Here is a 25,918-nt window from a genome sequence, read left to right on the forward strand (position 1 = left end):
GGAATACCTATGTCCGCAGTGATCCAACGCAGCCACCTGGACTGGCTGGAATCGGAAGCCATATTCATCATGCGCGAGGTGGCCGCCGAGAGCGAAAAGCCCGTGCTGCTGTTTTCGGGCGGCAAGGACTCGGTGGTGCTGCTGCGCCTGGCCGAGAAGGCCTTTCGCCCCGGGCGCTTCCCGTTTCCGTTGATGCACATCGACACCGGCCACAACTTCGACGAGGTCATCGCCTTTCGCGATGCCCGCGCCGCCGAGCTGGGCGAGACGCTGATCGTGCGCAGCGTGGAAGACTCGATCAAGCGTGGCAGCGTGGTGCTGCGCCGCGAGACCGATTCGCGCAACGCGGCCCAGGCCGTGACGCTGCTGGAGGCGATCGAGGAATTCGGCTTTGACGCCTGCATCGGCGGCGCCCGCCGCGACGAGGAAAAGGCGCGTGCCAAGGAGCGCATCTTCTCGTTTCGTGACGAGTTCGGCCAATGGGACCCGAAGGCCCAGCGCCCGGAACTGTGGAGCCTGTTCAACACGCGGGTGCATCGCGGCGAGAACATGCGGGTGTTCCCGATCTCGAACTGGACCGAACTGGACGTCTGGCAATACATCCAGCGCGAGCAGCTGGCCCTGCCGCCCATCTATTTCAGCCATGAGCGCGAGGTGATCCGGCGCAAGGGCTTGCTCGTGCCCGTGACGCGCCTGACGCCGCCGCAGGACGGCGAGACGGTCGAGCGCCTGCCGGTGCGGTTCCGCACGGTGGGCGATATCTCCTGCACCTGCCCGGTGGCGTCCGGCGCCGCCGACACCGCCGCCATCATCGCCGAGACGGCCGTGACCGATATCACCGAGCGCGGCGCCACGCGCATGGACGACCAGACTTCCGAGGCCTCGATGGAGCGCCGCAAGAAAGAAGGCTATTTCTGATTGCACGAGCGGCCGGCGCAGCGCCGGCCACAGGGGACGCACATGAATGCAGTAAACGATTCTTTTCTTTCGGGCGCCGGCACGGGCGTGCTGCGCCTGATCACGGCCGGTTCGGTCGACGACGGCAAATCCACGCTGATCGGCCGCCTGCTGTATGACAGCAAGGGCGTGTTCGCCGACCAGCTGGATGCGATCTCGCGCGCCAAGTACAAGCGCGTGGCCGAAGGCGGCATCGACTTCTCGCTGCTGACCGATGGCCTGGAGGCCGAGCGCGAGCAGGGCATCACGATCGACGTGGCCTACCGCTACTTCTCGACGCCCGCCCGCAAGTTCATCATCGCCGACGCGCCGGGCCACGAGCAGTACACCCGCAACATGGTGACGGGCGCATCCACGGCGGACGTGGCGGTGATCCTGATCGACGCCACCCGCGCAGCCGATGGCAAGCTCTTGCCGCAGACCAAGCGCCACAGCACCATCGCTCGCCTGCTGGGCATCCGCCACATCGTGGTGGCGGTCAACAAGATGGATCTGGTGGACTGGGACCGCGCGGTGTTCGAGCGCATCCGCGACGCCTATGCCGACCTGGCGGGCAAACTCGGCATCGCGCACTTCGATGCGCTGCCGCTGTCAGCGCTGAATGGCGACAACGTGGTGACGCTGTCGGACAAGACGCCCTGGTACACGGGGCAGCCGCTGCTGACGCTGCTGGAATCGCTGGACCTGTCCGGCGATGGCCGCAGCGGCCCGCTGCGTTTTCCGGTGCAATGGGTGGCGCGCCACGATGGCGATCGCAAGGACGACTTCCGCGGCTATGCGGGCCGCATCGCCAGCGGCGTACTGCGTCCGGGCGACGAGATCGCCGTGCAGCCGTCGGGTGTGACGGCGCGCGTGCGCGAGGTGCGCGTGTTCGACCGCGTGCTCGATGAAGCGGTGGCCGGCGATTCGGTCACCTTGGTGCTGGACCGTGATGTCGACGTGTCGCGCGGCGACGTGATCGTGCACGCGCAGGCGCAAGCGCAAGTCGCGCGCGAGTTCGAAGCCGAGCTGTGCTGGCTCGACACGCAGCCGCTGAATCCTGCGCGCAAGTATTTGCTCAAGCATGGCACGCGACTGACATCGGCGAAGATTCGCGCGGTGCTGTCTCATCGCGATATCCACGAACTGCAGGAAGTGCAGAACACGGAAGGCACGCTGCGCATGAACGACATCGGTCGCGTCACGTTCACCACGCGTGAAGCGTTGGCGGTCGATCGATACGACGATGTGGCGGCGACCGGCGCCTTCATTTTGATCGACGAGGCCACGCATCAGACGGCGGCGGCGGGCATGCTTCGGTAAACCGCAGGCGGGCCGGAAAACAGCGTCCCATGGGTCGTGAAATGGGGTGTTGTTTTTATTCCAAACCTAATGCTGGTGCGGGTTTCCGGGCGATATCGCAAGATGAAATCGAATTCTCCGGACGGCGTCTTCGTCTTGCGGTAAAGTGGGGCTGTCTTACGAAAAGGCTTTTGGTGCTTGTCAAAACCACTGTGTTTTTGTACAGTAGTTTTCATGGCACGCACCGATCATTCTTTTCCCGCCGGTTCTGGGTCCCCGGCTGCCGCCCCCGCCGCCTTGCGCGGTCGGGGTGCGGTTACTAATGTTCGGCATCGCTTTCAGCGCGATGACCGCGTGCAGGTCGACGACGGCTGGTCCGCTTCGGGTCTTCCGGCTGATTTCGTCGATGCTGTCCCCGATATTTCCCCCAAAGTCATTCCCATCCTGCCCGACGCCCGACTGGCGCCCGCGGCCCCCAAGACGACCGTCACTGCCGAAGAAGCCCGCAAGATCCTGTCGCGCAATGATTCGCCCGACATTCCCTTCGACGTGGCAGTCAACCCGTACCGCGGGTGCGAACACGGCTGCGTCTACTGCTATGCCCGGCCCACCCATTCCTACCTGGGCTATTCCCCCGGGCTGGACTTCGAAACCCGCCTCGTGGCCAAGGCCAATGCGGTCCAGGCGCTGCGGGCCGAAATCAGCCGGCCGGGGTACAAGCCGTCGCCCATCAATATCGGGTCGGCTACCGACGCCTACCAGCCCATCGAGCGCGATTGGCGCCTGACGCGCGGCATGCTCGAACTGATGCTGGAAACCCGGCACCCGGTCACCATCGTCACCAAGAACGCGCTGGTCGCCCGTGACCTGGACCTCCTGGCTGCGCTGGCCGAACAGAAGCTGGTGGTGGTCTACATGAGCATCACCACGCTGGACGCCGGCATGGCCCGCACGCTGGAACCGCGCGCCGCCGCGCCCTGGCGCCGCCTGGAAGCCGTGCGCAACCTCACGGACGCCGGCGTGCCGGTCGGGGTGCTGGTGGCGCCCGTTATCCCGTTCATCAACGACGACGCCATGGAACACATCCTGCAGGAATCCAAGGCGGCCGGCGCGCATTACGCCAGCTACACCGTCATCCGGCTGCCCTGGGAAGTCAAAACCCTGTTCGAAGACTGGCTCAACGCACACTACCCGGATCGCGCCCAGCGCGTGCTGCACCGCATCGAAGACCTGCGCAATGGCCGTCGCAACGATCCCAACTTCGGCTCGCGCATGCGCGGCACCGGCATCTGGGCCGACCTGCTGCGCCAGCGGTTTGCCGTGGCCACCCGCAAGCTGGGCCTGAACCGCCATCGCCTGGCGCTGGATACCGACCGTTTCCAGCCGCCCTTGGCGGCGGGTGGCGCCGACTCCTTGTTTTCGGCGGCCGCCGGTGTGCCCGATTCCCCCGTTTTCCTATCCCCGGTTGGCGCGAAAGCGTCTTCAGGGGTCCCTTTTTCCAGCGTCCCGCCTGCGGGCGGCGCCTTGGTGCGCGGCGAGCGCCAATGGCGCGCCGTGGCTGCCGGGCAGCTGTCCTTATTTGACTGACGCCTGGGTGTCGGACGGCCGCTGTCGTCCGTCTGGCTGGGCCGCTGTTATTACCCGTCGATCCTGACTGTCGTTTTTACCGCGCTACCAAGGAGTTCCTATGAACACCGCTCAACTTTCCGTCCTGCCGGACGATCTTGCCGCCGTATCGCTGACCCCGCTGCGCCGCGCCGTGCAACGCGTTCGGACGTTTGGCGCCCGTTTCAGCGAACTGGACATGCCCTGGACGGCCGCGCCCGGGGCACGGGGGCAGGCGATGGACCTGACGTTGGGGGTGGGCGGCGTAGCGTCGTCCGGGACGGCCGCGGCCGATACCGGCAAGGGCAGCCGTTCCGGCACCCTGCCGGGCAAGTGGCCGTTTCCGCCGGCCGCGACCGATGTGGCGGTGCCCGCTGCCGGCAACGTCGTGCGCGGCCCGCGCGAACGCAGCCTGGGCAACGCCACGGTCGAGCCGGTGTCCGATCAGGTCAGCATCAAGAGCATGGTGGTGGATGTGGTGCTGGTGCTGGCGTGGGGCGCAATGATCCCCGCGCTGATGTGGCTGGGCGCCGCCGGCGGATTCTGACCCTCGCCGGGGTCAGGTCGACCCCAGCAGCACCACGCCGGCCAGAATCGCCAGGCAACCTGCCAGCCGGCCCGGGCCCACTTTCTCGCGCAAGAGGAACATGCCGGCCAGGGTGCCCAGCATCATCGACATTTCCCGCGCGGGGGCCACCAGGCTCAGTGGCGCGCCATTGCGCAGGGCATACAGCACCAGGATGTAGCCTAGCGGCGACAGCAGGCCCACGGCCAGCGCCAGGTGCCAGTGGCCGCGCATGGATTCCCAGGCCTGGGCGCGTCGGCGCAGCATGTGGGGAGTCATCATGGTGGTGCGGGTCACGCAGGTAAACCAGTCGAACAGCACCGGGCTGATCAACAGCACCTTCACGCCATAGGCGTCCACGACGGTGTAGGCGGCAATGAACAGTCCGATCACCATGCCCCAGCGCACGCCCACCCAGGCCTGGGGGTTGCGGAAAATCGACAGCCGACCTTGCGTGGCGATCAACAGCACGCCGATCACCACGCACAGCATGCCCGCGATGCCGGTGCCCGTGGCGGGTTCGCGCAGCAGCAAAAAGGCGCCGGTGGTCGAGAGCAACGGGCCGGTGCCCCGGGCGATCGGGTACACCACCGACAGGTCCGCCACCTGGTAGCCGCGCTGCAGGCACAGGCTGTAGCCCAGATGCAACAGGCTGGACGTCAAAATGGCCCCCACCACAGGCCAGGTCCATGTCATGCCGTCGTGCAGCAGCACCCACACCACCCAGGGTGCGTACAGCACCGAGGCGCATAGCCCGTAGGCAAACACGAAGGGGGCGCCCACCATGGCCGCGCGCTTGGCGAGTAGATTCCACGTTGCGTGGGCCATCGCCGCCAGGACGACCAATATCAGGGACGAATACGACATGGGGAAAGACAGCGTCTTGTGACGTGTTTGTTACAGGAACCGCTAGGGTACCGCAAAGCGATAGGCAGGCCTCCATGTTACCTGACGCCCCGGGCAAATTTTGGTGTAGAATCATTGGTTTGCCAAATCTCATCCTCTGCTTGCGGTACAAGGCCAATGGGTTTTAACGGCCTAACCAACATCGAACGGCAAAGCGTTTTAGTCCGCAAAGGCACGATGATCTAGGAGTTCTCATGAACCTTATCGCTATCCTGGAACAGGAAGAGATTGCCCGCCTGACCGGCGGCCAAGCCAAGCCTGAATTTGCTCCTGGTGACACCGTCATCGTGAGCGTGAACGTCGTTGAAGGCACCCGCAAGCGCGTGCAGGCCTTCGAAGGCGTCGTGATCGCCAAGCGCAACCGCGGCCTGAACTCCGCGTTCACCGTGCGCAAGATTTCGTCGGGTGAAGCCGTGGAACGTACGTTCCAGCTGTACTCGCCGCAAATCGCCGGCATCGAAGTCAAGCGCCGCGGCGACGTGCGCCGCGCCAAGCTGTACTACCTGCGCAACCGCTCGGGCAAGTCGGCGCGTATCAAGGAAAAGCTGGTCAGCAAGCAAGCCTCGGCGGCTTGATCGCTTATCGGCACACGGCCCTACCAGTGTCGGACGCACACGCCATCCAGCGTTTTCGTTCGGCACGGGTTTCCGGGTTAAAAAGGCACCTGCGAGGGTGCCTTTTTCTTATTGAAAAGCCGAATGTCTGATTCCTCGTCTTCTGCTCGGCCCAGGCGGCCGCTGGCGCGTCCCGGATTCGATCCGGCGTCGCAGCCATGGGTCGTCGCCAACGATTCCCTGCCGGCGGTGCCCGCCAACCTGCTGACCCCTGATCTGCTGCGCGGCACGCTCAGCCAGCCGTCCACCTGGACCCTGGAGCTGTCACGCGACAACGATCTGCGCTATCCCGGCCGCGAAGGCGTGCCTGTGCCGGCGGCCGTGCTGATCCCGCTGGTCACGCGTACCAACGGTGTGCACATCATGCTGACCCAGCGCGCTGCGCACCTGCATGACCATGCGGGGCAGGTCAGCTTTCCGGGCGGACGCATCGAAACCAGCGACGCCACCCCGATTGCCGCGGCGCTGCGCGAGGCGCAGGAAGAAACCGGTTTGCCCGCCAATCACGTCGAAGTGCTCGGCAGCATGCCGCCCTATCTGACGGCGACGGGGTTTTCGATCATTCCGGTGGTGTCGCTCGTGACACCCGGTTTCCAGTTGGCGCCTGATGCGTTCGAGGTGGCCGAGGTGTTCGAAGTGCCGCTGGCATTTCTGATGGACCCGGCCAACCACCGCCTGTACGAGGCGCGGCTGGACGATGGCCGGGTACGCCATTACTACGGCATGCCCTATGGCCGGCACTTCATCTGGGGGGCCACGGCCGGCATGTTGCGCAACCTTTACCACCTGCTGCGCAACGGCTTTCAGCCGCGCTGAAGGACTGCGCGGCCTGCCGCCAGCGTGGCAGGCAGAACTCAGCCGGGATCGACGTGCCAAGGCGTCGATGTACCCCGGCAGCCGCCGGCGACGGCTTAGTAGCGTTGCTGACCCGCCAGGTTTTCTTCCAGGATGCGCTGGTACAGCGCATAGCGGGCCGGGTCGATCTTGCCCGCTTGCAGCGCCGCGACCACGCCGCAGCCTGGCTCGTGGCGGTGGGTGCAGTTGTAGAAGCGGCAGGATTCGATCGGTTGGGTGAATTCCGGAAAGCCCCGGATGATGTCTTCGCGCGTCAGGTGCTGCAGGCCGAAGGCCTGGAACCCGGGCGAATCGATCAGGTCGCCACCGGGGGCCGGCAGATGATACAGGCGCGTGCTGGTGGTGGTGTGCTTGCCCATGTCCAGCGCCGTGGAGTGTTCGCGCGTGGCGGCCAGGGCGTCGGGGATCAGCGCGTTCAGCAGCGTGGATTTGCCCATGCCGCTTTGCCCCAGCAGCAGGTTGGTGCGGCCCGCCAGGCGCGGGGCCAGCACGGTATGCACTTTTTCGGGTTCGAGCGCGCTCAGCTCGACGATGTCCACGCCCAGCGCGGCGATGGGCGCCAGGCGCGCGCGGGCGGCGGGCAGGGCGTCGACGAGGTCGGTCTTGTTCAGGATGATCAGCGGGGCGATGCCGGCGCTCCAGGCGCCGGCCAGCGCGCGGCCGGTCAGGTCGTCGGAAAACGTGGGTTGTACCGCGACGACGATCAGCAACTGGTCGACGTTGGACGCAAATTGCTTGGAGCGCATTTCGTCTGACCGGTACAGCAGGTTGCGCCGCGGCAGGATGGCGTCGATGGCGCCTTCGTCCTGGCCCTGGGGCGTGATGCGGACCCGGTCGCCGACGGCGGCGCCGGCCTTCTTGCCCCGCGGGAAGCACTTGCGCAGGCTGCCGTCGGCGAGTTCGACGGTGTAGTGGCGGCCGTGGGCGGCAATGATGCGGCCTTCGTTGGCCGTGTTGGCCGGTGCGCTGTCTTGCGGCGCGCTGGCGAAGGTGGCTTTGGAGCGGTCGGACAGGCTCATGCCGCGTGCGCCGTCAGGTGGCGGATGCGCACGGCGGCGGGGGGATGGCTATCGTAGAAGGCGGAGTGCACGGGATCGGGTGTCAGGGTGGCGGCGTTGTCGTCGTAGAGCTTGACCAGGGCGGATACCAGGCGGTCGGGCGAGCTTTGCTCGGCCGCATAGCGGTCGGCTTCGAATTCGTCGCGGCGCGAATACCAACTGGCCAGCGGGGTGAAGATGAAGGTGAAAACGGGAATGGCCAAAAAGAACAGCAGCAGCGCCATGGCATCGTTGCGCCCGCCCAATTGCGGCAGCACGCCCAGCCCTTCATAGAACCAGGGCTGTTGCGACACCCAGCCCAGGATGGCGAAAAAGCCCAGGGCGGCGGCAAAGCTGAACAGGATGCGCTTGATGATGTGGCGCTTGGCGAAATGGCCCAGTTCGTGGGCCAGCACGGCTTCGATTTCGTCGGCGTTCAGGCGGGCCAGCAAGGTGTCGAAGAACACGATGCGGCGCGAGCGGCCAAAACCTGTGAAATAGGCGTTGCCATGCGCCGAGCGGCGTGAGCCGTCCATGACGAACAGGCCATTGAGCGCAAAGCCGCAGCGCTGCGCCAGGCGCTGGATGCGGCCGGCCAGTTCAGGGTCGGACAGCGGCGTGAATTTGTTGAACAGCGGCGCGATGAACATCGGGTAGATGATGAGCAGTGCCAGGTTGAAGGCGGTCCAGAGGGCCCAGGCCCATACCCACCAGTACTGCCCGGCGCTGCCCATCAGCCAGAGCACCGCGGCGGCCAGCGGCAGGCCCAGCACGGCGGCGACGAGCAAGCCCTTGAAGGCGTCGGACAGGAACAGTTCGGGCGTCATGCGGTTGAAGCCGAAGCGGGCTTCGAGCTTGAACTGGCGCCACAGCGTGAAGGGCAGGCCCAGCAGGCCGAGCAGCAGCGCCACGGCGACCAGCAACAGCATCTGGCGCAGGAAATCATTGCTGGTAAGCTGGCCCACCAGGAGATCAATCGCCTGCAGCCCGCCCATCAGCGTCAGGCACACCAGCAGGATGGCGTCGTAGGTGCGTTCGAGCATGCCCAGCTTGACCCGGGCCACCGTGTAGTCCGCCGCCCGCTGGTGGCTGGCCAGGCCGATACGGTGCGAGAATTCAGGCGGCACCTGGTCGCGGTTGCGCGCCACGTGGCGGATCTGCCGGGTGGCCAGCCACATGCGCACGGCGATATCGGTCAGCAGGAAGGCAACGAACAGCAGTGTGAACATGGGCAATGCGGCAGGCTCAAGTAGGTATGTGCGAAAATCGCGTGTTTTATAGGCAAATTATATGGCTGTGAACGAAAACCGCCTGGTCTGGCTCGACATGGAAATGACGGGCCTGGACCCTGAAAAAGAACGCATCATCGAGGTCGCCGTGGTGGTGACCGAAGCCGACCTGACCGTGGTCGCCGAAGGCCCCGTGCTGGTGGTGCACCAGCCCGACAGCCTGCTCGACGCCATGGACAACTGGAACAAGTCCACCCACGGCAAGAGCGGCCTGATCGACAAGGTGCGCGCGTCGACGATTTCCGAATACCAAGCAGAGGATACGCTGTTGGCGTTTCTTGCGCAGCACGTGCCGGCCGGCAAGTCGCCCCTGTGCGGCAACACCATCAGCCAGGACCGCCGTTTCATGTTTGCTTACATGCCGCGCCTGGAACAGTTCTTCCATTACCGCAACCTGGACGTCAGCACGCTGAAGGAATTGGCGCGCCGCTGGGCCCCCGCGGTATACAAGGGGTTCGAGAAGAAAAGCCGCCACGAAGCGCTGGCCGACATCTACGAATCCATCGACGAACTCAAGTACTACCGCGAGCATTTCCTCAAGGTGTAAGCCTCATGGCGTCCTTTCCCGTTGCCCAGATACGCCAGGCCGAACAGCTGGCCTTGGCGCAGGGGCGGGAACTGATGCCCATTGCGGGCGCCGCCGCGGCCGACTTCATCGCCTCGCGGTTTGCCCCGCCCGATCGGGTGCTGGCGCTGGCCGGCCCCGGCAACAACGGCGGCGATGCGCTGACCGCGGCCACGCGGCTCAAGGCGCTCGGCTTCGCGGTGGATGTGGTCATGCCGGCCGGATCGGGCGCCTTGCCGCCTGATGCCGCCCGCGCCTGGCAACAGTGGTGCGATGCCGGCGGCGCGGCGCTCGCCGTCTTGCCCGACCCCGACCCCGACCTCAACCGTTACGCCGTCATCATCGACGGTCTGTTCGGCATTGGCCTGAACCGTCCCCTGGAAACCTCCTGGCAGGTCCTGATCGACCGCGTCAATGCGGGCGCTGCGCCGGTGCTGGCGCTGGATGTGCCCAGCGGCATCGATGCGGATACCGGCCGGGCGCTGGGCCGGCCCGTGCGCGCCCGCTGGACGCTGTGCTTCATTGCCATGGCGCGCGGGTTGGAGGCGCCGGGAGAGGGCCGTGATGCGGCGGGTGAATGCCACGTGCATGATCTGGGCGTGGCAATGCCGCCGCCCGCGGCCACGGGCTGAACCGTTGCCGCTCGCGTGCGCCGGTCAGGCGGCTTGCGGTCGTCCGCCGAAGCGCGACTCGCCTTCGGCCTTCAGGGGCGTGTAGCGCGCGTTGTCCTTGCCCGCCAGGGCATCCAGGTGGGCTTCCGAGGCATCGAAGACCCGCCAATAGATGCGCCCGCACAACTCGCGCGCCGCGTGGCCCGGCCAGTTGTCCGGCAGCATGGGCGTGGGCAGTTGGGGGTCATGCAGCACGATCCGGCGCCAGCTGTGCAGCAGCAGCACGCGTGCAATGAATGCCTCGGCGGGCGCCGGGGCGTCTTCCAGCAGCTTTTCCAGCGGACCGAAATTCTTGATGAATTGCCGGTATTGCTCGGCCACGTCGTCCAGGTTCCAGCATTGCGAGGCCAGGCTGGCGATGGGCAGGCCGCCCGCCCCGGCCAGGTCGCGTGCGGACAGCACCAGGGCGCGGTCGGGGATACCCAGCTTTTCCAGGATTTCGTGCGCCGCGCGGGCCTCGGTATGCGGATGGGCGAACAGGCCCGGCGCGATCATGCCGAAGCCTTCCCAGACCAATTCGCGGCGCAGCTCGGCGCGCTCGGCCAGGCCGTTGCCGGTGCGGGGCAGGGCCACCAGCGTCCATTCCCCGTTCCAGTCACGCGGAGCGCCCTCGTAGATGCGCTGCGAGGCGTGCGCGGTATGGCGTGCGCCGTGTTCGGAAATCAGGTAGAGGCTGCGCCGGCCGTGGCGTTCGGACTGCAGCCAGTTCTGCGCCACCAGCCGGAAAACGCTGGTGCGCAGCAGGCGTTCGTTGATGCCCAGGGGGGCCAGCAGCTCGATCAGGTCGCCCAGCCAGATGGCGCCGCCATGCAGCGTCAGGGCGTCTCCCAAGAGGCTCACGCACAGGGATTTGGCCCGCGGCGGATCGTTCTTGATCAAGCGTGACAGGTAGCGGTCCAGGGGCGACTGAGGGTTTGCCATAAGGGGGGCCAGGGACGGCCGGTATCGGGATCCTCGATATGATACATAAATCCAATGTGATACAGATTTGAGTTTGACAATGGTTTTTTTGTATTAAATAATCCACCTATGACATGACGGCACTGCGCGACGTTTGCTTTGCGTTTGCGCAAACCGTCTCAAGGAGACAACCATGTACGCTCAACTCGTCGAAACCGGCGTCAAGCAGGTCAAGACCGCGGACCAGCTCGAAGGCCCGGAACAGACGTTCCAGCGCCGCATCGACGATGGCGTGCGGATCGAGGCCAAGGACTGGATGCCTGAGGCCTACCGCAAGACGCTGGTGCGCCAGATCTCGCAGCACGCGCACTCTGAAATCGTCGGCATGCTGCCCGAAGGCAACTGGATCACCCGCGCGCCATCGCTCAAGCGCAAGGCCATCCTCCTGGCCAAGGTGCAGGACGAAGCCGGCCACGGGCTCTACCTGTACAGCGCCGCCGAAACCCTGGGCGTGTCGCGCGACGACCTGATCGACGACCTGCACGCCGGCCGCGCCAAGTACTCCAGCATCTTCAATTACCCCACGCTCAGCTGGGCTGACATCGGCATGATCGGCTGGCTGGTCGATGGCTCGGCCATCATCAACCAGATTCCGCTGTGCCGCTGTTCCTATGGCCCGTACGCGCGGGCCATGGTGCGCGTCTGTAAGGAAGAGTCCTTCCACCAGCGCCAGGGCTACGACCTGCTGATGCAGATGTGCCTGCACGGCACGCCCGAACAGAAAGCGATGGTGCAGGACTCCCTGAACCGCTGGTGGTGGCCGGCGCTGATGATGTTCGGCCCCTCTGATGCCGACTCGCCCAACAGCGCCCAGTCGATGGCCTGGAAGATCAAGCTCTTCTCCAACGACGAACTGCGCCAGAAGATGGTCGACCAGACCGTGCCGCAAGCCGAATTCCTGGGCCTGACCGTGCCGGATCCCGAACTGAAGTGGAACGCCGAACGCGGCCACTACGACTTCGGCGAAATCGACTGGTCCGAGTTCTATGCGGTGCTCAAGGGTAATGGCCCCTGCAACCGCGAGCGCCTGGCCGCGCGCGTCAAGGCGCACGAAGAGGGTGCCTGGGTGCGCGACGCCCTGGTCGCCTACGCCGACAAGCAGGCCGAACGCAAGGCCGCCTGAACCCGGCCGGGCCCGCCCCGGCGTCTCCACCCCGTCACCCATTCATACCCGGGCGCCGCGCGCCCGGCATTCGAGGATATCCATCATGAGCAAAGACTGGCCTCTGTGGGAAGTGTTCATCCGCAGCCAGCACGGCCTGGCGCACAAGCACGTGGGCAGCCTGCACGCCCCCGATGCGGAAATGGCGATCAACCACGCCCGCGACGTCTACACCCGCCGCAACGAAGGCCTGAGCATCTGGGTCGTGCGCGCCGCCGATATCTCGGCCAGCAGCCCCGGCGACAAGGACCCCCTGTTCGAACCGGCCAACAGCAAGGTCTACCGGCATCCCACGTTTTTCCCGATGCCCGAAGAAATCAAGCACATGTAAGGCGGCGGGGGAGACATGGACAAGACTTTCTTTGAATACCTGCTGCGCCTGGGCGACAGCTCGCTGATCCTGTCGCAGCGGCTGGGCGCCTGGACCGGGCACGGCCCCATCCTGGAAGAAGACCTGGCGCTGACCAACACGGCGCTGGACTTGCTGGGCCAGGCCCGCATGTGGCTGACGCTGGCCGGCGAAGTCGAAGGCGCCGGCCGCGACGAAGACGCGCTGGCGTATCTGCGCGACGCCCACCAGTTCCACAATCCGCTGCTGGTCGAGCGGCCCAATGGCAACTACGCCGACACCATGGCGCGCCAGTTCCTGTTCGACGTGTGGCACTACTTCCTGCTGCAGCGCCTGGCCGAGTCGGCCGACGAGCGCGTGGCCGCCATCGCCGCCAAGTCGCTCAAAGAGGTCACCTATCACGTGCGGCGTTCGTCCGACATGGTGGTGCGCCTGGGCGACGGCACCGACGTCAGCCATGCCCGCATGCAGGCGGCCATCGACGACGCCTGGCGCTTCACCGGTGAACTGTTCGCCGACGATGCCATCGACCAGGACATGGCGGCGCGCGGCATCGGCTGTGAACTGGCGGCCCTGCGCGCCCCCTGGGAACAGCATGTGCGCGAAGTGCTGCAAGAGGCCACCCTGACGGTGCCCGATGCTGCGGCCGCGGACCACCTGGCCTACCGGGGCGGCCGGCAAGGCAAGCACACCGAAGAACTGGGCTACCTGCTGGCCGAAATGCAGTTCCTGCCGCGTGCCTATCCGGGAGCCTCCTGGTGAACGCGCTGGCGCCCATGTCCATCGACCAGGTCTACGCCTGGCTGCAGGAGGTCCCCGACCCGGAGATTCCCGTGCTGTCGGTGGTCGACCTGGGCGTGGTGCGCGAGGTGTCCTGGGACGGGCAGGCCTGTGTGGTCGTCATCACGCCCACCTATTCCGGCTGCCCCGCGATGCGCGAGATTACCGAAGACATCCGCCAGGTGCTGGCGCGCCACGGCATCGGCGAGGTCCGCGTGCAGACCCGCCTGTCGCCCGCCTGGACCACCGACTGGATGAGCGAAAAAGGGCGTGCCGCGCTCAAGGGCTACGGCATCGCCGCGCCCGCGCAGCAGGCCATCGACATCTCGGGCATCAGCCGGCGCGCCGCCGGCCCGGCCATCGAGTGCCCGCGCTGCGGTTCGCGCGATACGCGCCTGGTCAGCAATTTCGGCTCGACGTCGTGCAAGGCGCTGTATCGCTGCGTCGCCTGCCGCGAGCCCTTCGATTATTTCAAGACTCACTGAGCGTGGTTTCCCATGAGCCTGAACCAATTCCATTCCCTGAAGGTGGCCTCGGTGGCGCGCAACACGCGCGATGCGGTGGTCGTCACCTTTGACCTGCCCGACACGCTGGCCGATGAGTTCGCCTTCCTGCCCGGGCAATACCTGACGCTGCGTACGCAGTTGAACGGTGAAGAACTGCGTCGTTCGTATTCGATCTGTTCGGCGCCGCGCGACAAGCTCTTGCGCGTGGCCATCAAGAAAGTCGACGAAGGCGCGTTTTCGAGCTGGGCCAACCATGAACTGCAACCGGGCCAGACGCTGGAAGTGATGGCGCCGGCCGGCAACTTCACCGTCGACTTCTCGCCCGAGAACGCACGGCACTACGTGGCATTCGCGGTGGGCAGCGGCATCACGCCGGTGTTCTCGCTGGTCAAGACCGCGCTGTCGACCGAACCCCACAGCAAGTTCACGCTGTTCTTCGGCAACCGCGCCTCGTCGGCCGTGCTGTTTCGCGAAGAAATCGAAGACCTGAAGAACCTGTACATGGAACGGTTCTCGCTGGTCTACGTGATGAGCCGCGAAACCCAGGACATCGAGCTCTTCAACGGCCGCCTGGATGGCGACAAGGTCGACCAGCTGATGTCGGCCTGGATGAGCCCCGAGGATATCGATTACGCTTTTGTGTGCGGTCCGCAGACCATGACCGAAAGCGTGGTCGAGCGCCTGCAGGCTCGCGGCATCCCGAAGGCGAACATCAAGTTCGAACTGTTCGGCGCGCCCAAGGGCCCGCGGGCGTTGCGCACCGGGCAGGAAGCCCGCCAGGCCCCCGGCAAGGGGCAGTGCGAGGTGACCGTGGTGCAGGACGGCCACAGCCGCAAGTTCGTCATCGACAAGAACAAGGACAGCGTGCTGGATTCGGCGCTGGCGCAAGGCATCGAGCTGCCGTATTCGTGCAAGGGGGGGGTGTGTTCCACCTGCCGTTGCAAGGTGGTGGAAGGCGAAGTCGACATGGATGCCAACTTCGCCCTCGAAGATTACGAGGTGGCCCGGGGTTTCATCCTGAGCTGCCAGAGCTTTCCGGTCAGCGACCGCCTGGTCATCGATTTCGACCAGGAAACCTGACCGCCGCGAGACAAGTCATCGGTTCCGGCCGGTCTGGCCGGGCAGAGAATATTCAATATTTGGAGAGACGCAGTGTCCCAGAAATTCTTCGAACGCCATCAAGCCCTGCTGGAACAGGCCCTGGCCGCCGCCTCGCTGCGCGGCTACTGGAGCCCGTTCGCCGAATCCCCCAGCCCCCGCAACTACGGCGAAACCGCCAACGATGACGGCCGCGCCGCCTTCGAAGCGTTGCAGGGCAAGCCGTTTCCGCTGACGCAGCACGATGCCGACGGCACCGTGGGCGGCGAAAAGTCCCCCTACGGTTTCGACCTGGGCATCACCTATCCCCACGTGCCGGCCCCCAAGCTGGTCGCTGCCGCCAAGCGCGCGCTGGCCGACTGGCGCCGCGCCGGCCCGCAGGCCTGGGTGGGCGTGTCGCTCGAGATCCTGGCCCGCCTGAACAAGCTCAGCTTCGAGATGGCCTACGCGGTGCAGCACACCACCGGCCAGGGCTTCATGATGGCCTTCCAGGCCGGCGGCCCGCACGCGCAGGATCGCGGCTTTGAAGCCGTGGCGTATGCCTGGCAGGAAATGTCGCGCATTCCGGGCGTGGCCATCTGGGAAAAGCCGCAAGGCAAGAACGAGCCGATCCGCATGGAAAAGCACTTCACCGTGGTGCCGCGCGGCGTGGCCCTGGTGATCGGCTGCTCGACCTTCCCGACCTGGAACGGCTATCCGGGCCTGTTCGCCAGCCTGGCCACCGGCAACACCGTCATCGTCAAGCCGCACCCGGGCGCGATCCTGCCGCTGGCACTCACCGTGAAAGTGGCGCGCGAAGTGCTGCAGGAAGCCGGTTTCGATCCGGACGTGGTGCAACTGGCCGCGCATGCTGCCGACGAAGATACCGCCCGCCAGCTGGCGCTGGACCCGGCCGTCAAGATCATCGACTTCACCGGCAGCACCGCCAATGGCGACTGGCTCGAGAACAACGCCCGCCAGGCGCTGGTCTACACCGAGAAGGCCGGCGTCAACCAGGTCATCATCGATTCCGCCGCCGACCTGAAGGGCGTGGCGCGCAACCTGGCGTTCTCGCTGGCCCTGTATTCGGGCCAGATGTGCACCGCGCCGCAAAATATCTACGTGCCGCGCGACGGCATCCAGACGCCCGAAGGCCGGGTCAGCTTCGATGAGGTCGCCGCCGCCCTGGGCGCCGCGGTCGACAAGCTGGGCGCCGACGCCGCCAAGGCCGTGGAACTGACGGGCGCGATCCAGAACGAAGGCATCGTGGAACGCATCGAAAAGGCCCGCGCCCTGGGCATGCCGGTGGTGGCCGACAGCCGCGCGCTGGTCCATCCCCAGTTCGAGAACGCCCGCGTGCGCACGCCGCTGGTGCTGCGCACCGAAGCCGGCAACGCCGCCATCAGCCAGGAATGGTTCGGCCCGATCGCCTTCGTGGTGGCCACCGATTCCACCGCGCACAGCATCCAGCTGGCGCGCGACAGCGTGATCCAGCACGGCGCCTTGTCGCTGTCGGCCTACACCACCAACAACGAGGTGGCTGAGCAGGTGCAGGACGCCGCCGAAGAATCCGGCGTGTCGCTGTCGTTGAACCTGACGGGCGCGGTCTTCGTCAACCAGACGGCCGCCTTCAGCGATTTCCACGGCACCGGCGCCAACCCGGCGGCCAACGCGGCGCTGTCCGACACGGCCTTCGTCTCGAACCGCTTCCGCGTGGTGCAGACCCGCCGTCACATCTAAGCGGCGGACCCGGACATGAACTATCAAGACATTCAGTTCGAACTTGCCAACGGCATTGCGCGCCTGACGCTGAACCGCCCGGACAAGCTCAACAGCTTCACCGCCAACATGCACGGCGAAGTCGCCCACGCCCTGACGCGCGTCGAAACGGAAGGCGCGCGCGTGCTGGTGCTGACCGGCGCCGGCCGGGGTTTTTGCGCCGGCCAGGACCTGAGCGAGCGCAAGCCCGCCCCGGACGGCACGCCCCCTGACCTGGGCGAGACCGTCGAGAAGTTCTATGGCCCGCTGGTGCGCCGCCTGAACGCCTTGCCGCTACCCGTGGTGGTGGGCGTCAATGGCGTGGCGGCGGGGGCGGGCGCCAACCTGGCGTTCGCCGGTGACATCGTCATCGCCAAGGAATCGGCCAACTTCATCCAGTCGTTCTGCAAGCTGGGCCTGATCCCCGACACGGGCGGCACGTTCGTCCTGCCGCGCCTGGTGGGCCGTGCGCGCGCCATGGGGCTGGCGATGCTGGGCGACAAGCTCAGTGCGCGCCAGGCCGAAGCCTGGGGGCTGATCTGGCAGTGCGTCGCCGACGACGCGTTCGATGCCACGCTTGATCAGCTGGCGCAGCATTTCTCGCGCGCCCCGACCAAGGGTCTGGCCTTCACCAAGCGGGCCCTGCAGGCCAGTCTGGACAACGACCTGGCGACCCAGCTGGACCTGGAACGCGACATGATGCGCGAACTGGGCCGCAGCGCCGACTACGCCGAAGGCGTGGCGGCCTTCCTGGGCAAACGCGAACCGCAGTTCAAGGGGCAATGATGAGCACGCACGTTCCGCCTGTCGAGGTGCCGGCCGATCCCCAGGAACTGGCGCAGGCCGTGGGCACGGTGATGTACGCCGGCGACGCCGCGTCGCAAGGCCTGGACATGAAGGTCGAGGAAATGGCGCCGGGCTACGCCCGCCTGACCATGCGGGTGCGTCCCGACATGCTCAACGGTCACAAGACCTGCCATGGCGGTTTCATTTTCGCCCTGGCCGACAGCGCCTTTGCCTTTTCCTGCAATTCGCGCAACGTCAGCACCGTGGCCTCGGGCTGCACCATCGACTACCTGGCGCCGGGCTTCGAAGGCGATCTGCTGACGGCGGTGGCACAAGAGCGTTCGCTGGCCGGGCGCACCGGCGTCTACGACGTCACCGTGACCAACCAGGATGGCCGCAACGTCGCGTTGTTCCGCGGCCGTTCGTACCGGATCAAGGGGCAGATCGTCGGCACGCCCGCCGAAGGCTGAACCCGCCCATCCACCCAATACAAGGCCGCCGGACGAGGCGCGCGCGGACGGAATCCGCGTCGCCCGGACCGGCGTAAAGAGAATTCCAGGAGAGAGATAACCATGTCCAACACCATGAGCAAGCCGGGGCTGGACCCCATCGAGCATGCCAGCCAGGACGAACTGCGGGCGCTGCAGCTGCAGCGCCTGAAGTGGTCGGTCAAGCATGCCTACGACAATGTGCCGCACTACAAGAAGGCCTTCGACGAGGCCGGCGTGCACCCGGACGATCTGAAGCAATTGTCCGACATCGCCAAGTTCCCCTTCACCACCAAGAAGGAACTTCGCGAGAACTATCCGTTCGGCATGTTCGCGGTGCCGCGCGAGCGCATCTCGCGCATCCACGCGTCCAGCGGCACGACGGGCAAGCCCACGGTGGTCGGCTACACCAAGGGCGACCTGGACAACTGGGCCAACCTGGTGGCGCGCTCGATCCGCGCGGCCGGCGGCAAGCCCGGCGACACGGTGCACGTGGCCTACGGCTACGGCCTGTTCACGGGCGGCCTGGGGGCGCATTACGGGGCCGAGCGCCTGGGGTGCACGGTCATCCCGATGTCCGGCGGACAGACGGAAAAGCAGGTGCAGCTGATCAACGATTTCCGTCCGGACATCATCATGGTCACGCCCTCCTATTTCTGCAATATTCTCGAAGAACAGCGCCGCCAGGGCATTGATCCGCGTCAAAGCTCGCTGCGCATCGGCATCTTCGGCGCCGAACCCTGGACCGGCCAGATGCGTGCCGACATCGAAGCCGAAGCGGGCATCGACGCCGTCGACATCTACGGCCTGTCCGAAGTGATGGGCCCCGGCGTGGCCAGCGAGTGCGTCGAGACCAAGGACGGCCCGGTCGTCTGGGAAGACCATTTCTACGCCGAGATCATCAATCCGGACACGGGCGAGCCCGTGGCGGACGGCGAGCCGGGCGAACTGGTGTTCACCTCGCTCACCAAGGAAGCGATGCCCATCATCCGCTACCGTACCCGCGACCTGACCCGCCTGTTGCCGCCGACCGCGCGCAGCATGCGCCGCATCGGCAAGATCACCGGCCGCAGCGACGACATGCTGATCGTGCGCGGCGTGAACATGTTCCCGACGCAAGTCGAGGAACTGGTCCTGAAGATCGCGCAACTGGCGCCGCACTACCAGTTGGTGCTGTCGCGCACCGGCAATATGGATGAACTCGAGATCCTGACCGAAGTACGCGCCGAGTTCTCCAGCCTGTCGGACGCGGAACGCGCCGCCCTGGGCAAGCAATTGCAGCATGCGGTCAAGACGCACATCGGCGTCAGCGCCCGCATCCAGGTGTCGGAATCGGGCCACGTCGAACGCACCTTGACGGGCAAGGCGCGTCGTGTGATCGACAAGCGGCCCAAGGGCTGAGGCGGGCGCCGCGCACAGGCGGTGCAACGGCGCTCAGTCGCAGCAAAAAAGGCAGCCGTCGGCTGCCTTTTTCCATGATGGGTCCCGTCTATTTCGCGACGGCGCGCACGATGTGCCGGTACCAGAAGTGCAGCAGCGCGGCCGACAACGCCAACCCCACCATTGCCATCAGCCACATGCTGCCGGCGCCTTGGGGGGAGCCGGGCACCAGGACGTTGCGCAGCCCGTCCAGGCCGCCACGTCCCGGGCCGAAGCCAAACCACCAGCCGCCGACGAGGCCGACCCCGGCCAGCGCCACCGTCTGCAGCAGCAAGGGCACCACGGCCACCTTGTAGGCTCGCAGCAGGTACGAGTTGATGCATTGCATCGAGTCGAACAGGTGGAACAGCGGCAGCACCGCCAGCAGCGTGGTCGCCACCGCGGCGACCTGCGGATCACCCGTGTAGGCGGCCAGGATCAGCGGCCGCCCCGCCAGCAGCACCACCGCGGTCAACAGCGCCCCCATCAGCCCCAGCACCAGACCGGCCATGCCGGTGCGGTGGGCATGCGCCAGGTTGCCGGCGCCGATCGCCTGCGCCGTCAACGCGGCAGTCGCCACGCCCAGCGCCATCGGCATCATGTAGCACAGCGCCGCCAGGTTCGACATGATCTGGTGGCCGCCGGTGACGTACGTGCCCTCGCGCGCCACCAGCAGCGCCATGAAGGTGAAGGCGGACACTTCCACCAGGTACGAGCCGCCCATCGGAATGCCCAGGCGCAGCAGTTCCTTCAGCGACTTCCAGTCGGGCCGGCCCACGTGCAGGTGGAAGCGGCGGTAATAGCGGTCATGCGTCACCACCCACAGGCCCAGCCCCAGGCTCATCCAGGAGACGACCGCCGTGGCCAGCCCGGCGCCGGTTGCGCCCATGGCGGGCAGGCCCAGGTTGCCGTAGATGAACAGCCAATTGAAGAAGGCCTTGAAGCCGATGGCGGTCAGGTTGATCGCCATGACCAGCTTGGGGCGCGACACCGACGTGCCCAGCGCGTAGATGGTGCGAAACACCAGGGCGGCGGGCAGCGCCAGCACCAGCGCGCGCAGGTACGATGCGATGCGGTCGCGCACGGCGGGGTCGACATTGCCCGACATGGACAGCCACAGATCCGGGAACAGCATCAGGATGGCGCCCACTGCCGACAGGCCCAGCGCCAGCCAGACTCCCTGGCCCCAGCTGCGCCCGACTTCCAGGTTGTTGCCGGCGCCAAAGTGCTGCGCCAGGATGGGGATGAGCGCGTGGACCACGCCCATCAGGCCTACGAAGATGGTGATGTAGATGGAGGCGGACAGCGCCATCGCCGCCAGGTCGGTAGCGCTGGCGTGGCCGGTCATGGCGGTGTCCAGCACGCCGAACGAAATGCCGGCCCATTGGCTGATCAGCACCGGCCAGGCCTGTTTGGCGATGCCGCGCAGGGTGGCGCCGAACGAGATCGGCGCCGCGAGGGGAGGGGTCATCGGTTGGGGCCGACGCGCAGCAGGCGGAACACCTCCTGGCGGTCGGCGCGACGCCCGCCCTGCCACAGCACGTCGGCGCTGTCGCTATAGGCGGCGGTGTTGTCGCGCAGGCTCTGGTTGGTGGTCTGCTGCAGCACCAGCGTGCACTTGGAGTCGAAGGTGAACGTCAGATTATTGAAAATCAGGAACGAGGCGCGCTGGCCGCTGCCCAGGCTGAGTCCGCGCACGCATTCACCGGGGCGAGTGTTCTGCGCCACGGCCTGGGCAAGTTCACCCGATACCGTGCGGTAGCTGCGGGCGTAGTCGACCGCGGGCTGCCACAGCAGCACCAGCAGGATCCAGGTCACGGTCAGGCCGCCGGCCGACAGCACCGTGCCGCGCCACAGGGCCTGCGGCTTGACGCGCAGGCGCCAGACCACCAGCGCGATCCAGCTGAGGGTGAAGACGACCGCCAGGGCGAAGGCGCCCCAGGAAATCACCGGCTCGTAGCCGGTCGTCTGGCGGCCGATGTTGCGCGAAATCTGGGCGGGCCACTGAAAATGCAGGGCGATCCAGCCCAGCCAGGCGGTGGCGGCCGTCAGCGAAAAACACATCACCGCGAACCAGTCCAGCGTATTGACCACGCCGCGCCGCAGGGTCGGCAGCGAGAACGCGCCCAGCACCGCGCACGGCACGGCCATCAGCACGTATTCGGAGTCGCTGGCTTCGTCCAGCCCGAACAGCACCAGCGCCGCGCAGATCAGCAGCATCAGCGGCAGCCAGATGTGCGGGGCGTAGATCCAGGCGCGCCAGCGCCAGATGGCCAGGAGCGCCAGCGGCCAGGTGGGCCACAGGTACCACGGCAGGTCCCGCAGGGTGCGGCCCACGTCACGCCACGAGGGCACTGCAAACGACGACAGGTTCCAGCTCTTCCAGTTGCGGATCCAGTATTCGCTGCTTTGGCTTGCCGGTATCCACCAGGCCAGGATCAGCGCCGCCGCGATCAACGCGGCCCAGGGCAGCCAACGCTTGTGCTTCCACAGCGGGCCGCGCGGATAGAAGGCGAGCAGGGCGGCGACCATGATCGGCAACGCGCCGACCCAGCCCCGCGTGAGGAAACTGGCGGCGACCGCAATGCCCAGCGTGGTGGCGCCCGTGACGGGACGATCCACCGTGCGCGCCATCGAATAGAACGCCAGGGCCTGGCACGCCATGATGGCCGGCACGACGGTGGTTTCGTGGGTGCGCTGCAGGATGCCGACGGTCGCCAGCAGCAGCAGCAGCGCGGCGTCGGCCAGCATGCGGCCGTAGTCGCGCGGTTCCGGCTCGCCGCCGAAGGGCAGGGCCAGCGGCTGGGCTTCGCTGCGACGGCCCAGCAGATAGGTGCCATACCAGACGCTCATGGCCGTAATGCCGAACCACAGCAGGTTGGGCAGGCGGCCGGCCGTGATGTCGCCGATGAAGGGGCCGAACAGCCAGATCGACACCGCGCCCACCCAGGTGATCAGCGGGCCTTCTTCGGCATGGGCCAGGTGCCCCACTTGCGGCAACAGCCAGGTGATGCCGCCTTCGCGGATGGCGGTGATCATCGTGGCGAGGCCGACCGCGTCATCCGTTTTCCACGGGTCGCGCATGAACAGGCCTGCCACGATGTAGGCCAGCGCCAGCCCAAGCAGAATCAGCCTGGGCAGCTTTGCGGTGGCAACCGACGTGAGTCGGGCCGGAGTGGAAATGGAAAGTGGGGACACGGGCGTTAATGTAACCGAGTGATCGGGAAGCGCCAGCCCCTGATGTGATGATGAGCAGGGCCCGGGGAAAAAAAAGCAGCCCGAAGGCTGCCTTTTTGCTGTGACTCCCGCAGGAGCGACAGGATCAGGAAGCGGACTTGACCGTGCCGGCCGTACGGGCGAAACGGGCGCGGAACTTTTCCACGCGGCCGGTTTCGACGATACGCGTCTGGGCGCCCGTGTAGAACGGGTGCGATTCGGAGGTCACGTCGCACTTGAAGAGCGGGTACGTCTTGCCATCGAGTTCGATGGTTTCGCGCGTGTGGACCGTCGAACGGGTGATGAACTTGTTGCCCGTTTGCAGGTCGGCGAAGACGACTTCGCGGTATTCGGGGTGAATGCCTTCTTTCATGGTGCTTTCCTAGGGCTCAGACAAGAGCCGTTCAAAAGTTAGGGTCGCCAGCAGGATCGCGCGGGTTGCCACTGTGGGTTGCCGCTGTTCTTGCCACGTATCCGAAAAGTAACTGCGAATTCTAGCATGGGATCGGCTTGATCGGCCAGGTGTGGCGGGCGGCGCGAGGCAGCGCCGCCCAAATCCCTTTATAGGGGGACGGATTCGGCAGCGATCAGAGCTCCGTGCGCAGTTTCCAGATCTCGGGGAAGAGCACCACTTCCAGCATGCGCCGCAGGTAATCCACCCCCGAGGTGCCGCCGGTGCCCCGCTTGAAACCGATGACGCGTTCCACCGTGGTGACGTGGCGGAAACGCCACAGGCGGAACGCGTCTTCCAGGTCGGTCAGCTTTTCGCCCAGCTGGTACAGGTCCCAGTAGCGGTCCGTATCGCGGTAGACCGTCAGCCAGGCCTGTTCGACGCCGTCCGACGCCTGGTAAGGCTGCGTCCAATCGCGCTCCAGGTGGTCGGCGGGCACCGTGACGCCGTGGCGCGCCAGCAGACGCAGCGATTCGTCATACAGCGACGGCGCCTCGTACGCCTGGCGCACCTGGGCAAGCAGGTCTTCGCGATGCGCGTGCGGCTTGAGCATGGCGGCATTCTTGTTGCCCAGCAGGAATTCGATCTGGCGGTACTGATAACTCTGGAAACCGCTGGATCGCGCCAGGTAGGGGCGCAGGGCGGAATACTCGGGCGGGGTCATCGTCGCCAGCACGTCCCAGGCGTGCACCAGCTGTTCCATGATCTTGCTGACGCGGGCCAGCATCTTGAAGGCGGGCTGCAAGCGGTCCGCGGCCAGGTTGGCGATGGCGGCGCGCAGCTCGTGCAGCATCAGCTTCATCCAGAGCTCGCTGGTCTGGTGCTGCACGATGAACAGCATCTCGTTGTGCTCGGGCGACAGCGGATGCTGGGCGCCCAGCAGCGCGTCCAGGTGCAGGTAGTCGCCGTAGGTCATGTCGCGCGTGAAGTCCAGCTGCGCTTTTTCTTCGTGGACGATGTCCTCGGGGCGTTCGGGGCGGCTCATGCCTGGTCTCCGCAGGGCGGGGCGGCGCGGCGGGCGGACGCGGGCAGGCTGCGCCAGCCGGTGAACGGCAGGCAGGCGCAGGCGAGCGCCATGCGCGGGTCGGTCAGGTGTGTCATGGTCGTGCTTCTTTCACAAAGCGGGCGGCCGGCGCAAGGCATGGGCGCAGTGGTTGCGCCGCAATGCTTCCTGCACCCGGCCCGCCCGATGGCCGGGGTTTCAGCCCAGTTCGCGCAAGACGGCGCGCACCGGACTGGCGTCAGCCTGGACCAGCGCCAGCGGCAAGGCGATCAGTTCGTAATCGCCTTCCGGCACGTCATCGAGCACCAGGTTCTCCAGAACCCGCATGTCGTGGCGCAAGATGGTGTGATGGCTGTCCAGGGTCTTGCTGGACGCGGGGTCGATGCTGGGGGTGTCCAGCCCGATCAGCATGACGCCGCGTTCGGCCAGCCATTCGATGGTTTGGGGGGCGTAGGCCGAGAAGTCGTCGGTCCACCATTCCTGGGCGGCGTGCTTGGCGGTACGCACCAGGATGCGCGGGGGCAGGTTGGCGGCTGCGTGCAGCAGGTGCCCGGGCGTGATGAGCGGGCCGCAGTCGATCGCATGGATGACGCGGCAGGGGCCCAGGAAAGGCTCAAGCGACACCGCGCCGATGGCGGCGGCGCCGTTCTGGTAGTGCAGCGGCGCATCGGCGTGCGCGCCCACGTGCGGCGACAGCGTGATTTCACTGACGTTGACCGGACAGCCGGGCGCGAGCGACCACTTCCATTGCTGGCGGTACGGCGTGTCGCCCGGAAACACGGGCGAAGCCGTGGAGACGGGCGGGGAAATGTCCCACAGGCGTTTCATGGAAGTCGCAGGGTCGCGAAAGCGGAAATTAGGTTAAGCCTAAAACAATATCGGGCCGTAGTCTAACGAAATCCCGGCCCTCATGCAGCCCCCGGCGCTGCAATCACAAGCGGCCCAGTTCCGCCATGGACGCGACTTCGTCGCCCGCGACGATCAGGTGGTCCACCAGCGAAACGTCCACCAGCGCCAGCGCCTGCTTGAGGTGCCGGGTGAAGGCCTGGTCCGCCGCGCTGGGTTCGGCCAGGCCCGAGGGGTGGTTGTGTGCCACGATCAGGGCCGCCGCGTGGTGCCGCAGCGCCTCGCGCACGACCTCGCGGGGGTAGACGGACGCCTGCGACAGCGTGCCGCGTGCCAATTCGCCGCTGGCGATCAGCCGCAACTGGCTGTCCAGGTACAGGGCGATGCAATGTTCCACCCGGCGGTGCGCCAGCGTGACCTTGCAATACTGTTTCACCCGGGCGGGATGGTCCAGCGTGCTGTCGCGGGTGAGTTCTTCCTCGACGGCGCGCTTGGCCAGTTCCAGTATCGCGGCCAGCAGGCACGCCTTGGCGATGCCCAGGCCCGGCACCGCCAGCAGCTCCTCCGGGGTGGCCCCCAACAGCCCCCGCAGCCCGGAAAATCGTTCCAGCAGCCGGCCGGACAGGTCCAGCACGTTCAGGCCGGGCACCCCGGTGCGCAGGCCGATGGCGAGCAATTCGGCATTTTGTAACGCGGCCGCGCCATGACGCAGCAGGCGCTCTCGGGGACGCTCGTGTTTGGACACCCGCACAGACAATTTCATAAGAGGCTC

Annotated in this window: 27 protein-coding genes; 17 read left to right on the plus strand and 10 right to left on the minus strand. The window is 66.3% G+C overall.

Annotated features, from left to right (window positions below; all coding sequences use genetic code 11):
* Window positions 1-9: 9 nt before the first annotated feature.
* The 4 genes from cysD (at window position 10) to AC6LJ2_RS14050 (ending at window position 4,390) form a co-directional block, all read left to right on the plus strand.
* Entirely contained in the window at window positions 10-918 is a 909-nt protein-coding gene (gene cysD / locus AC6LJ2_RS14035; RefSeq protein WP_498151586.1) for a sulfate adenylyltransferase subunit CysD, read from the plus strand.
* Between the two features lie 42 nt (window positions 919-960).
* The gene (locus AC6LJ2_RS14040) at window positions 961-2,259 is read left to right on the plus strand and encodes a sulfate adenylyltransferase subunit 1 (RefSeq protein ID WP_263910718.1); all 1,299 of its coding nucleotides are present in this window, start codon (window positions 961-963) and stop codon (window positions 2,257-2,259) included.
* Window positions 2,260-2,472: 213 nt separating this feature from the next.
* Window positions 2,473-3,825: a PA0069 family radical SAM protein gene (locus tag AC6LJ2_RS14045; protein ID WP_445658475.1), complete on the plus strand. Its 1,353-nt coding sequence runs from the start codon at window positions 2,473-2,475 to the stop codon at window positions 3,823-3,825.
* Between the two features lie 100 nt (window positions 3,826-3,925).
* The gene (locus tag AC6LJ2_RS14050; protein ID WP_498151587.1) at window positions 3,926-4,390 is read left to right on the plus strand and encodes a hypothetical protein; all 465 of its coding nucleotides are present in this window, start codon (window positions 3,926-3,928) and stop codon (window positions 4,388-4,390) included.
* A 12-nt stretch (window positions 4,391-4,402) separates the two neighbouring features.
* On the opposite strand, the gene AC6LJ2_RS14055 is transcribed toward AC6LJ2_RS14050, so the two are convergent.
* The gene (locus AC6LJ2_RS14055) at window positions 4,403-5,275 is read right to left on the minus strand and encodes an EamA family transporter (protein ID WP_263910722.1); all 873 of its coding nucleotides are present in this window, start codon (window positions 5,273-5,275) and stop codon (window positions 4,403-4,405) included.
* Window positions 5,276-5,508: 233 nt separating this feature from the next.
* On the opposite strand from AC6LJ2_RS14055, the gene rplS reads away from it, so the two are divergent.
* Both rplS and AC6LJ2_RS14065 read left to right on the plus strand, forming a co-directional pair.
* Window positions 5,509-5,889, plus strand: coding sequence for a 50S ribosomal protein L19 (rplS, locus tag AC6LJ2_RS14060; RefSeq protein ID WP_006218237.1), 381 nt, complete (start codon window positions 5,509-5,511; stop codon window positions 5,887-5,889).
* Between the two features lie 123 nt (window positions 5,890-6,012).
* Window positions 6,013-6,744, plus strand: coding sequence for a CoA pyrophosphatase (locus AC6LJ2_RS14065; RefSeq protein WP_445658478.1), 732 nt, complete (start codon window positions 6,013-6,015; stop codon window positions 6,742-6,744).
* 95 nt (window positions 6,745-6,839) lie between these two features.
* Here the strand turns inward: AC6LJ2_RS14065 and rsgA are convergent, their stop codons facing one another.
* On the minus strand, window positions 6,840-7,802 hold the full coding sequence (rsgA, locus tag AC6LJ2_RS14070; RefSeq protein WP_263910725.1) for a ribosome small subunit-dependent GTPase A: 963 nt from the start codon (window positions 7,800-7,802) through the stop codon (window positions 6,840-6,842).
* Window positions 7,799-9,049 (minus strand): M48 family metallopeptidase, encoded by a 1,251-nt coding sequence (locus AC6LJ2_RS14075; protein WP_498151588.1) that lies wholly within the window; start codon window positions 9,047-9,049, stop codon window positions 7,799-7,801. The genes rsgA and AC6LJ2_RS14075 overlap by 4 nt, the downstream gene beginning before the upstream one ends.
* Window positions 9,050-9,110: 61 nt before the next feature.
* Between AC6LJ2_RS14075 and orn the strand changes: the two genes are divergently transcribed.
* Entirely contained in the window at window positions 9,111-9,656 is a 546-nt protein-coding gene (gene orn / locus AC6LJ2_RS14080; RefSeq protein WP_263910728.1) for an oligoribonuclease, read from the plus strand.
* Window positions 9,657-9,661: 5 nt separating this feature from the next.
* Window positions 9,662-10,306 carry an NAD(P)H-hydrate epimerase gene (locus AC6LJ2_RS14085; protein WP_498151589.1) on the plus strand — a complete coding sequence of 215 codons (645 nt, stop codon included), beginning with the start codon at window positions 9,662-9,664 and terminating at the stop codon, window positions 10,304-10,306.
* 24 nt (window positions 10,307-10,330) lie between these two features.
* Here the strand turns inward: AC6LJ2_RS14085 and paaX are convergent, their stop codons facing one another.
* On the minus strand, window positions 10,331-11,266 hold the full coding sequence (paaX, locus tag AC6LJ2_RS14090; protein ID WP_263910731.1) for a phenylacetic acid degradation operon negative regulatory protein PaaX: 936 nt from the start codon (window positions 11,264-11,266) through the stop codon (window positions 10,331-10,333).
* 172 nt (window positions 11,267-11,438) lie between these two features.
* Here paaX and paaA point away from each other — a divergent pair, with 172 nt between their 5' ends.
* The 9 genes from paaA (at window position 11,439) to paaK (ending at window position 19,612) form a co-directional block, all read left to right on the plus strand.
* Entirely contained in the window at window positions 11,439-12,428 is a 990-nt protein-coding gene (gene paaA / locus AC6LJ2_RS14095) for a 1,2-phenylacetyl-CoA epoxidase subunit PaaA (RefSeq protein ID WP_263910732.1), read from the plus strand.
* Window positions 12,429-12,513: 85 nt separating this feature from the next.
* On the plus strand, window positions 12,514-12,798 hold the full coding sequence (paaB, locus tag AC6LJ2_RS14100) for a 1,2-phenylacetyl-CoA epoxidase subunit PaaB (RefSeq protein WP_175195307.1): 285 nt from the start codon (window positions 12,514-12,516) through the stop codon (window positions 12,796-12,798).
* A gap of 15 nt (window positions 12,799-12,813) precedes the next feature.
* The gene (gene paaC, locus AC6LJ2_RS14105) at window positions 12,814-13,578 is read left to right on the plus strand and encodes a 1,2-phenylacetyl-CoA epoxidase subunit PaaC (protein WP_263910734.1); all 765 of its coding nucleotides are present in this window, start codon (window positions 12,814-12,816) and stop codon (window positions 13,576-13,578) included.
* A 14-nt stretch (window positions 13,579-13,592) separates the two neighbouring features.
* Entirely contained in the window at window positions 13,593-14,081 is a 489-nt protein-coding gene (paaD, locus tag AC6LJ2_RS14110) for a 1,2-phenylacetyl-CoA epoxidase subunit PaaD (protein ID WP_263910785.1), read from the plus strand.
* A gap of 12 nt (window positions 14,082-14,093) precedes the next feature.
* On the plus strand, window positions 14,094-15,182 hold the full coding sequence (paaE, locus tag AC6LJ2_RS14115; RefSeq protein WP_263910736.1) for a 1,2-phenylacetyl-CoA epoxidase subunit PaaE: 1,089 nt from the start codon (window positions 14,094-14,096) through the stop codon (window positions 15,180-15,182).
* A gap of 72 nt (window positions 15,183-15,254) precedes the next feature.
* Window positions 15,255-16,919 carry a phenylacetic acid degradation protein PaaN gene (gene paaN / locus AC6LJ2_RS14120; protein WP_263910737.1) on the plus strand — a complete coding sequence of 555 codons (1,665 nt, stop codon included), beginning with the start codon at window positions 15,255-15,257 and terminating at the stop codon, window positions 16,917-16,919.
* Between the two features lie 15 nt (window positions 16,920-16,934).
* Window positions 16,935-17,723, plus strand: coding sequence for a 2-(1,2-epoxy-1,2-dihydrophenyl)acetyl-CoA isomerase PaaG (paaG, locus tag AC6LJ2_RS14125; RefSeq protein WP_263910738.1), 789 nt, complete (start codon window positions 16,935-16,937; stop codon window positions 17,721-17,723).
* On the plus strand, window positions 17,723-18,193 hold the full coding sequence (gene paaI / locus AC6LJ2_RS14130) for a hydroxyphenylacetyl-CoA thioesterase PaaI (RefSeq protein WP_263910740.1): 471 nt from the start codon (window positions 17,723-17,725) through the stop codon (window positions 18,191-18,193). Before paaG ends, paaI begins: the two co-directional genes overlap by 1 nt.
* Before the next feature lie 102 nt (window positions 18,194-18,295).
* A complete protein-coding gene (gene paaK / locus AC6LJ2_RS14135; RefSeq protein ID WP_263910741.1) occupies window positions 18,296-19,612 on the plus strand; it encodes a phenylacetate--CoA ligase PaaK in 1,317 nt (438 codons plus the stop codon).
* An 88-nt stretch (window positions 19,613-19,700) separates the two neighbouring features.
* Here paaK and AC6LJ2_RS14140 read toward each other — a convergent pair whose 3' ends face one another.
* From AC6LJ2_RS14140 to radC, 6 genes are all read right to left on the minus strand, one after another.
* Window positions 19,701-21,101: an MATE family efflux transporter gene (locus AC6LJ2_RS14140; RefSeq protein ID WP_263910742.1), complete on the minus strand. Its 1,401-nt coding sequence runs from the start codon at window positions 21,099-21,101 to the stop codon at window positions 19,701-19,703.
* Entirely contained in the window at window positions 21,098-22,828 is a 1,731-nt protein-coding gene (locus tag AC6LJ2_RS14145) for an ArnT family glycosyltransferase (RefSeq protein ID WP_263910743.1), read from the minus strand. The genes AC6LJ2_RS14140 and AC6LJ2_RS14145 overlap by 4 nt, the downstream gene beginning before the upstream one ends.
* A gap of 124 nt (window positions 22,829-22,952) precedes the next feature.
* Window positions 22,953-23,219 (minus strand): type B 50S ribosomal protein L31, encoded by a 267-nt coding sequence (locus tag AC6LJ2_RS14150; RefSeq protein ID WP_263910744.1) that lies wholly within the window; start codon window positions 23,217-23,219, stop codon window positions 22,953-22,955.
* Window positions 23,220-23,433: 214 nt separating this feature from the next.
* Window positions 23,434-24,282, minus strand: a complete 849-nt coding sequence (gene kynA / locus AC6LJ2_RS14155) for a tryptophan 2,3-dioxygenase (protein ID WP_263910745.1) — start codon at window positions 24,280-24,282, stop codon at window positions 23,434-23,436.
* 216 nt (window positions 24,283-24,498) lie between these two features.
* On the minus strand, window positions 24,499-25,128 hold the full coding sequence (gene kynB / locus AC6LJ2_RS14160; protein WP_263910746.1) for an arylformamidase: 630 nt from the start codon (window positions 25,126-25,128) through the stop codon (window positions 24,499-24,501).
* A 103-nt stretch (window positions 25,129-25,231) separates the two neighbouring features.
* A complete protein-coding gene (gene radC, locus AC6LJ2_RS14165) occupies window positions 25,232-25,909 on the minus strand; it encodes a RadC family protein (RefSeq protein ID WP_263910747.1) in 678 nt (225 codons plus the stop codon).
* Window positions 25,910-25,918 lie beyond the last annotated feature (9 nt).

The sequence above is a fragment of the Achromobacter sp. 1014246743 genome, assembly GCF_059760725.1.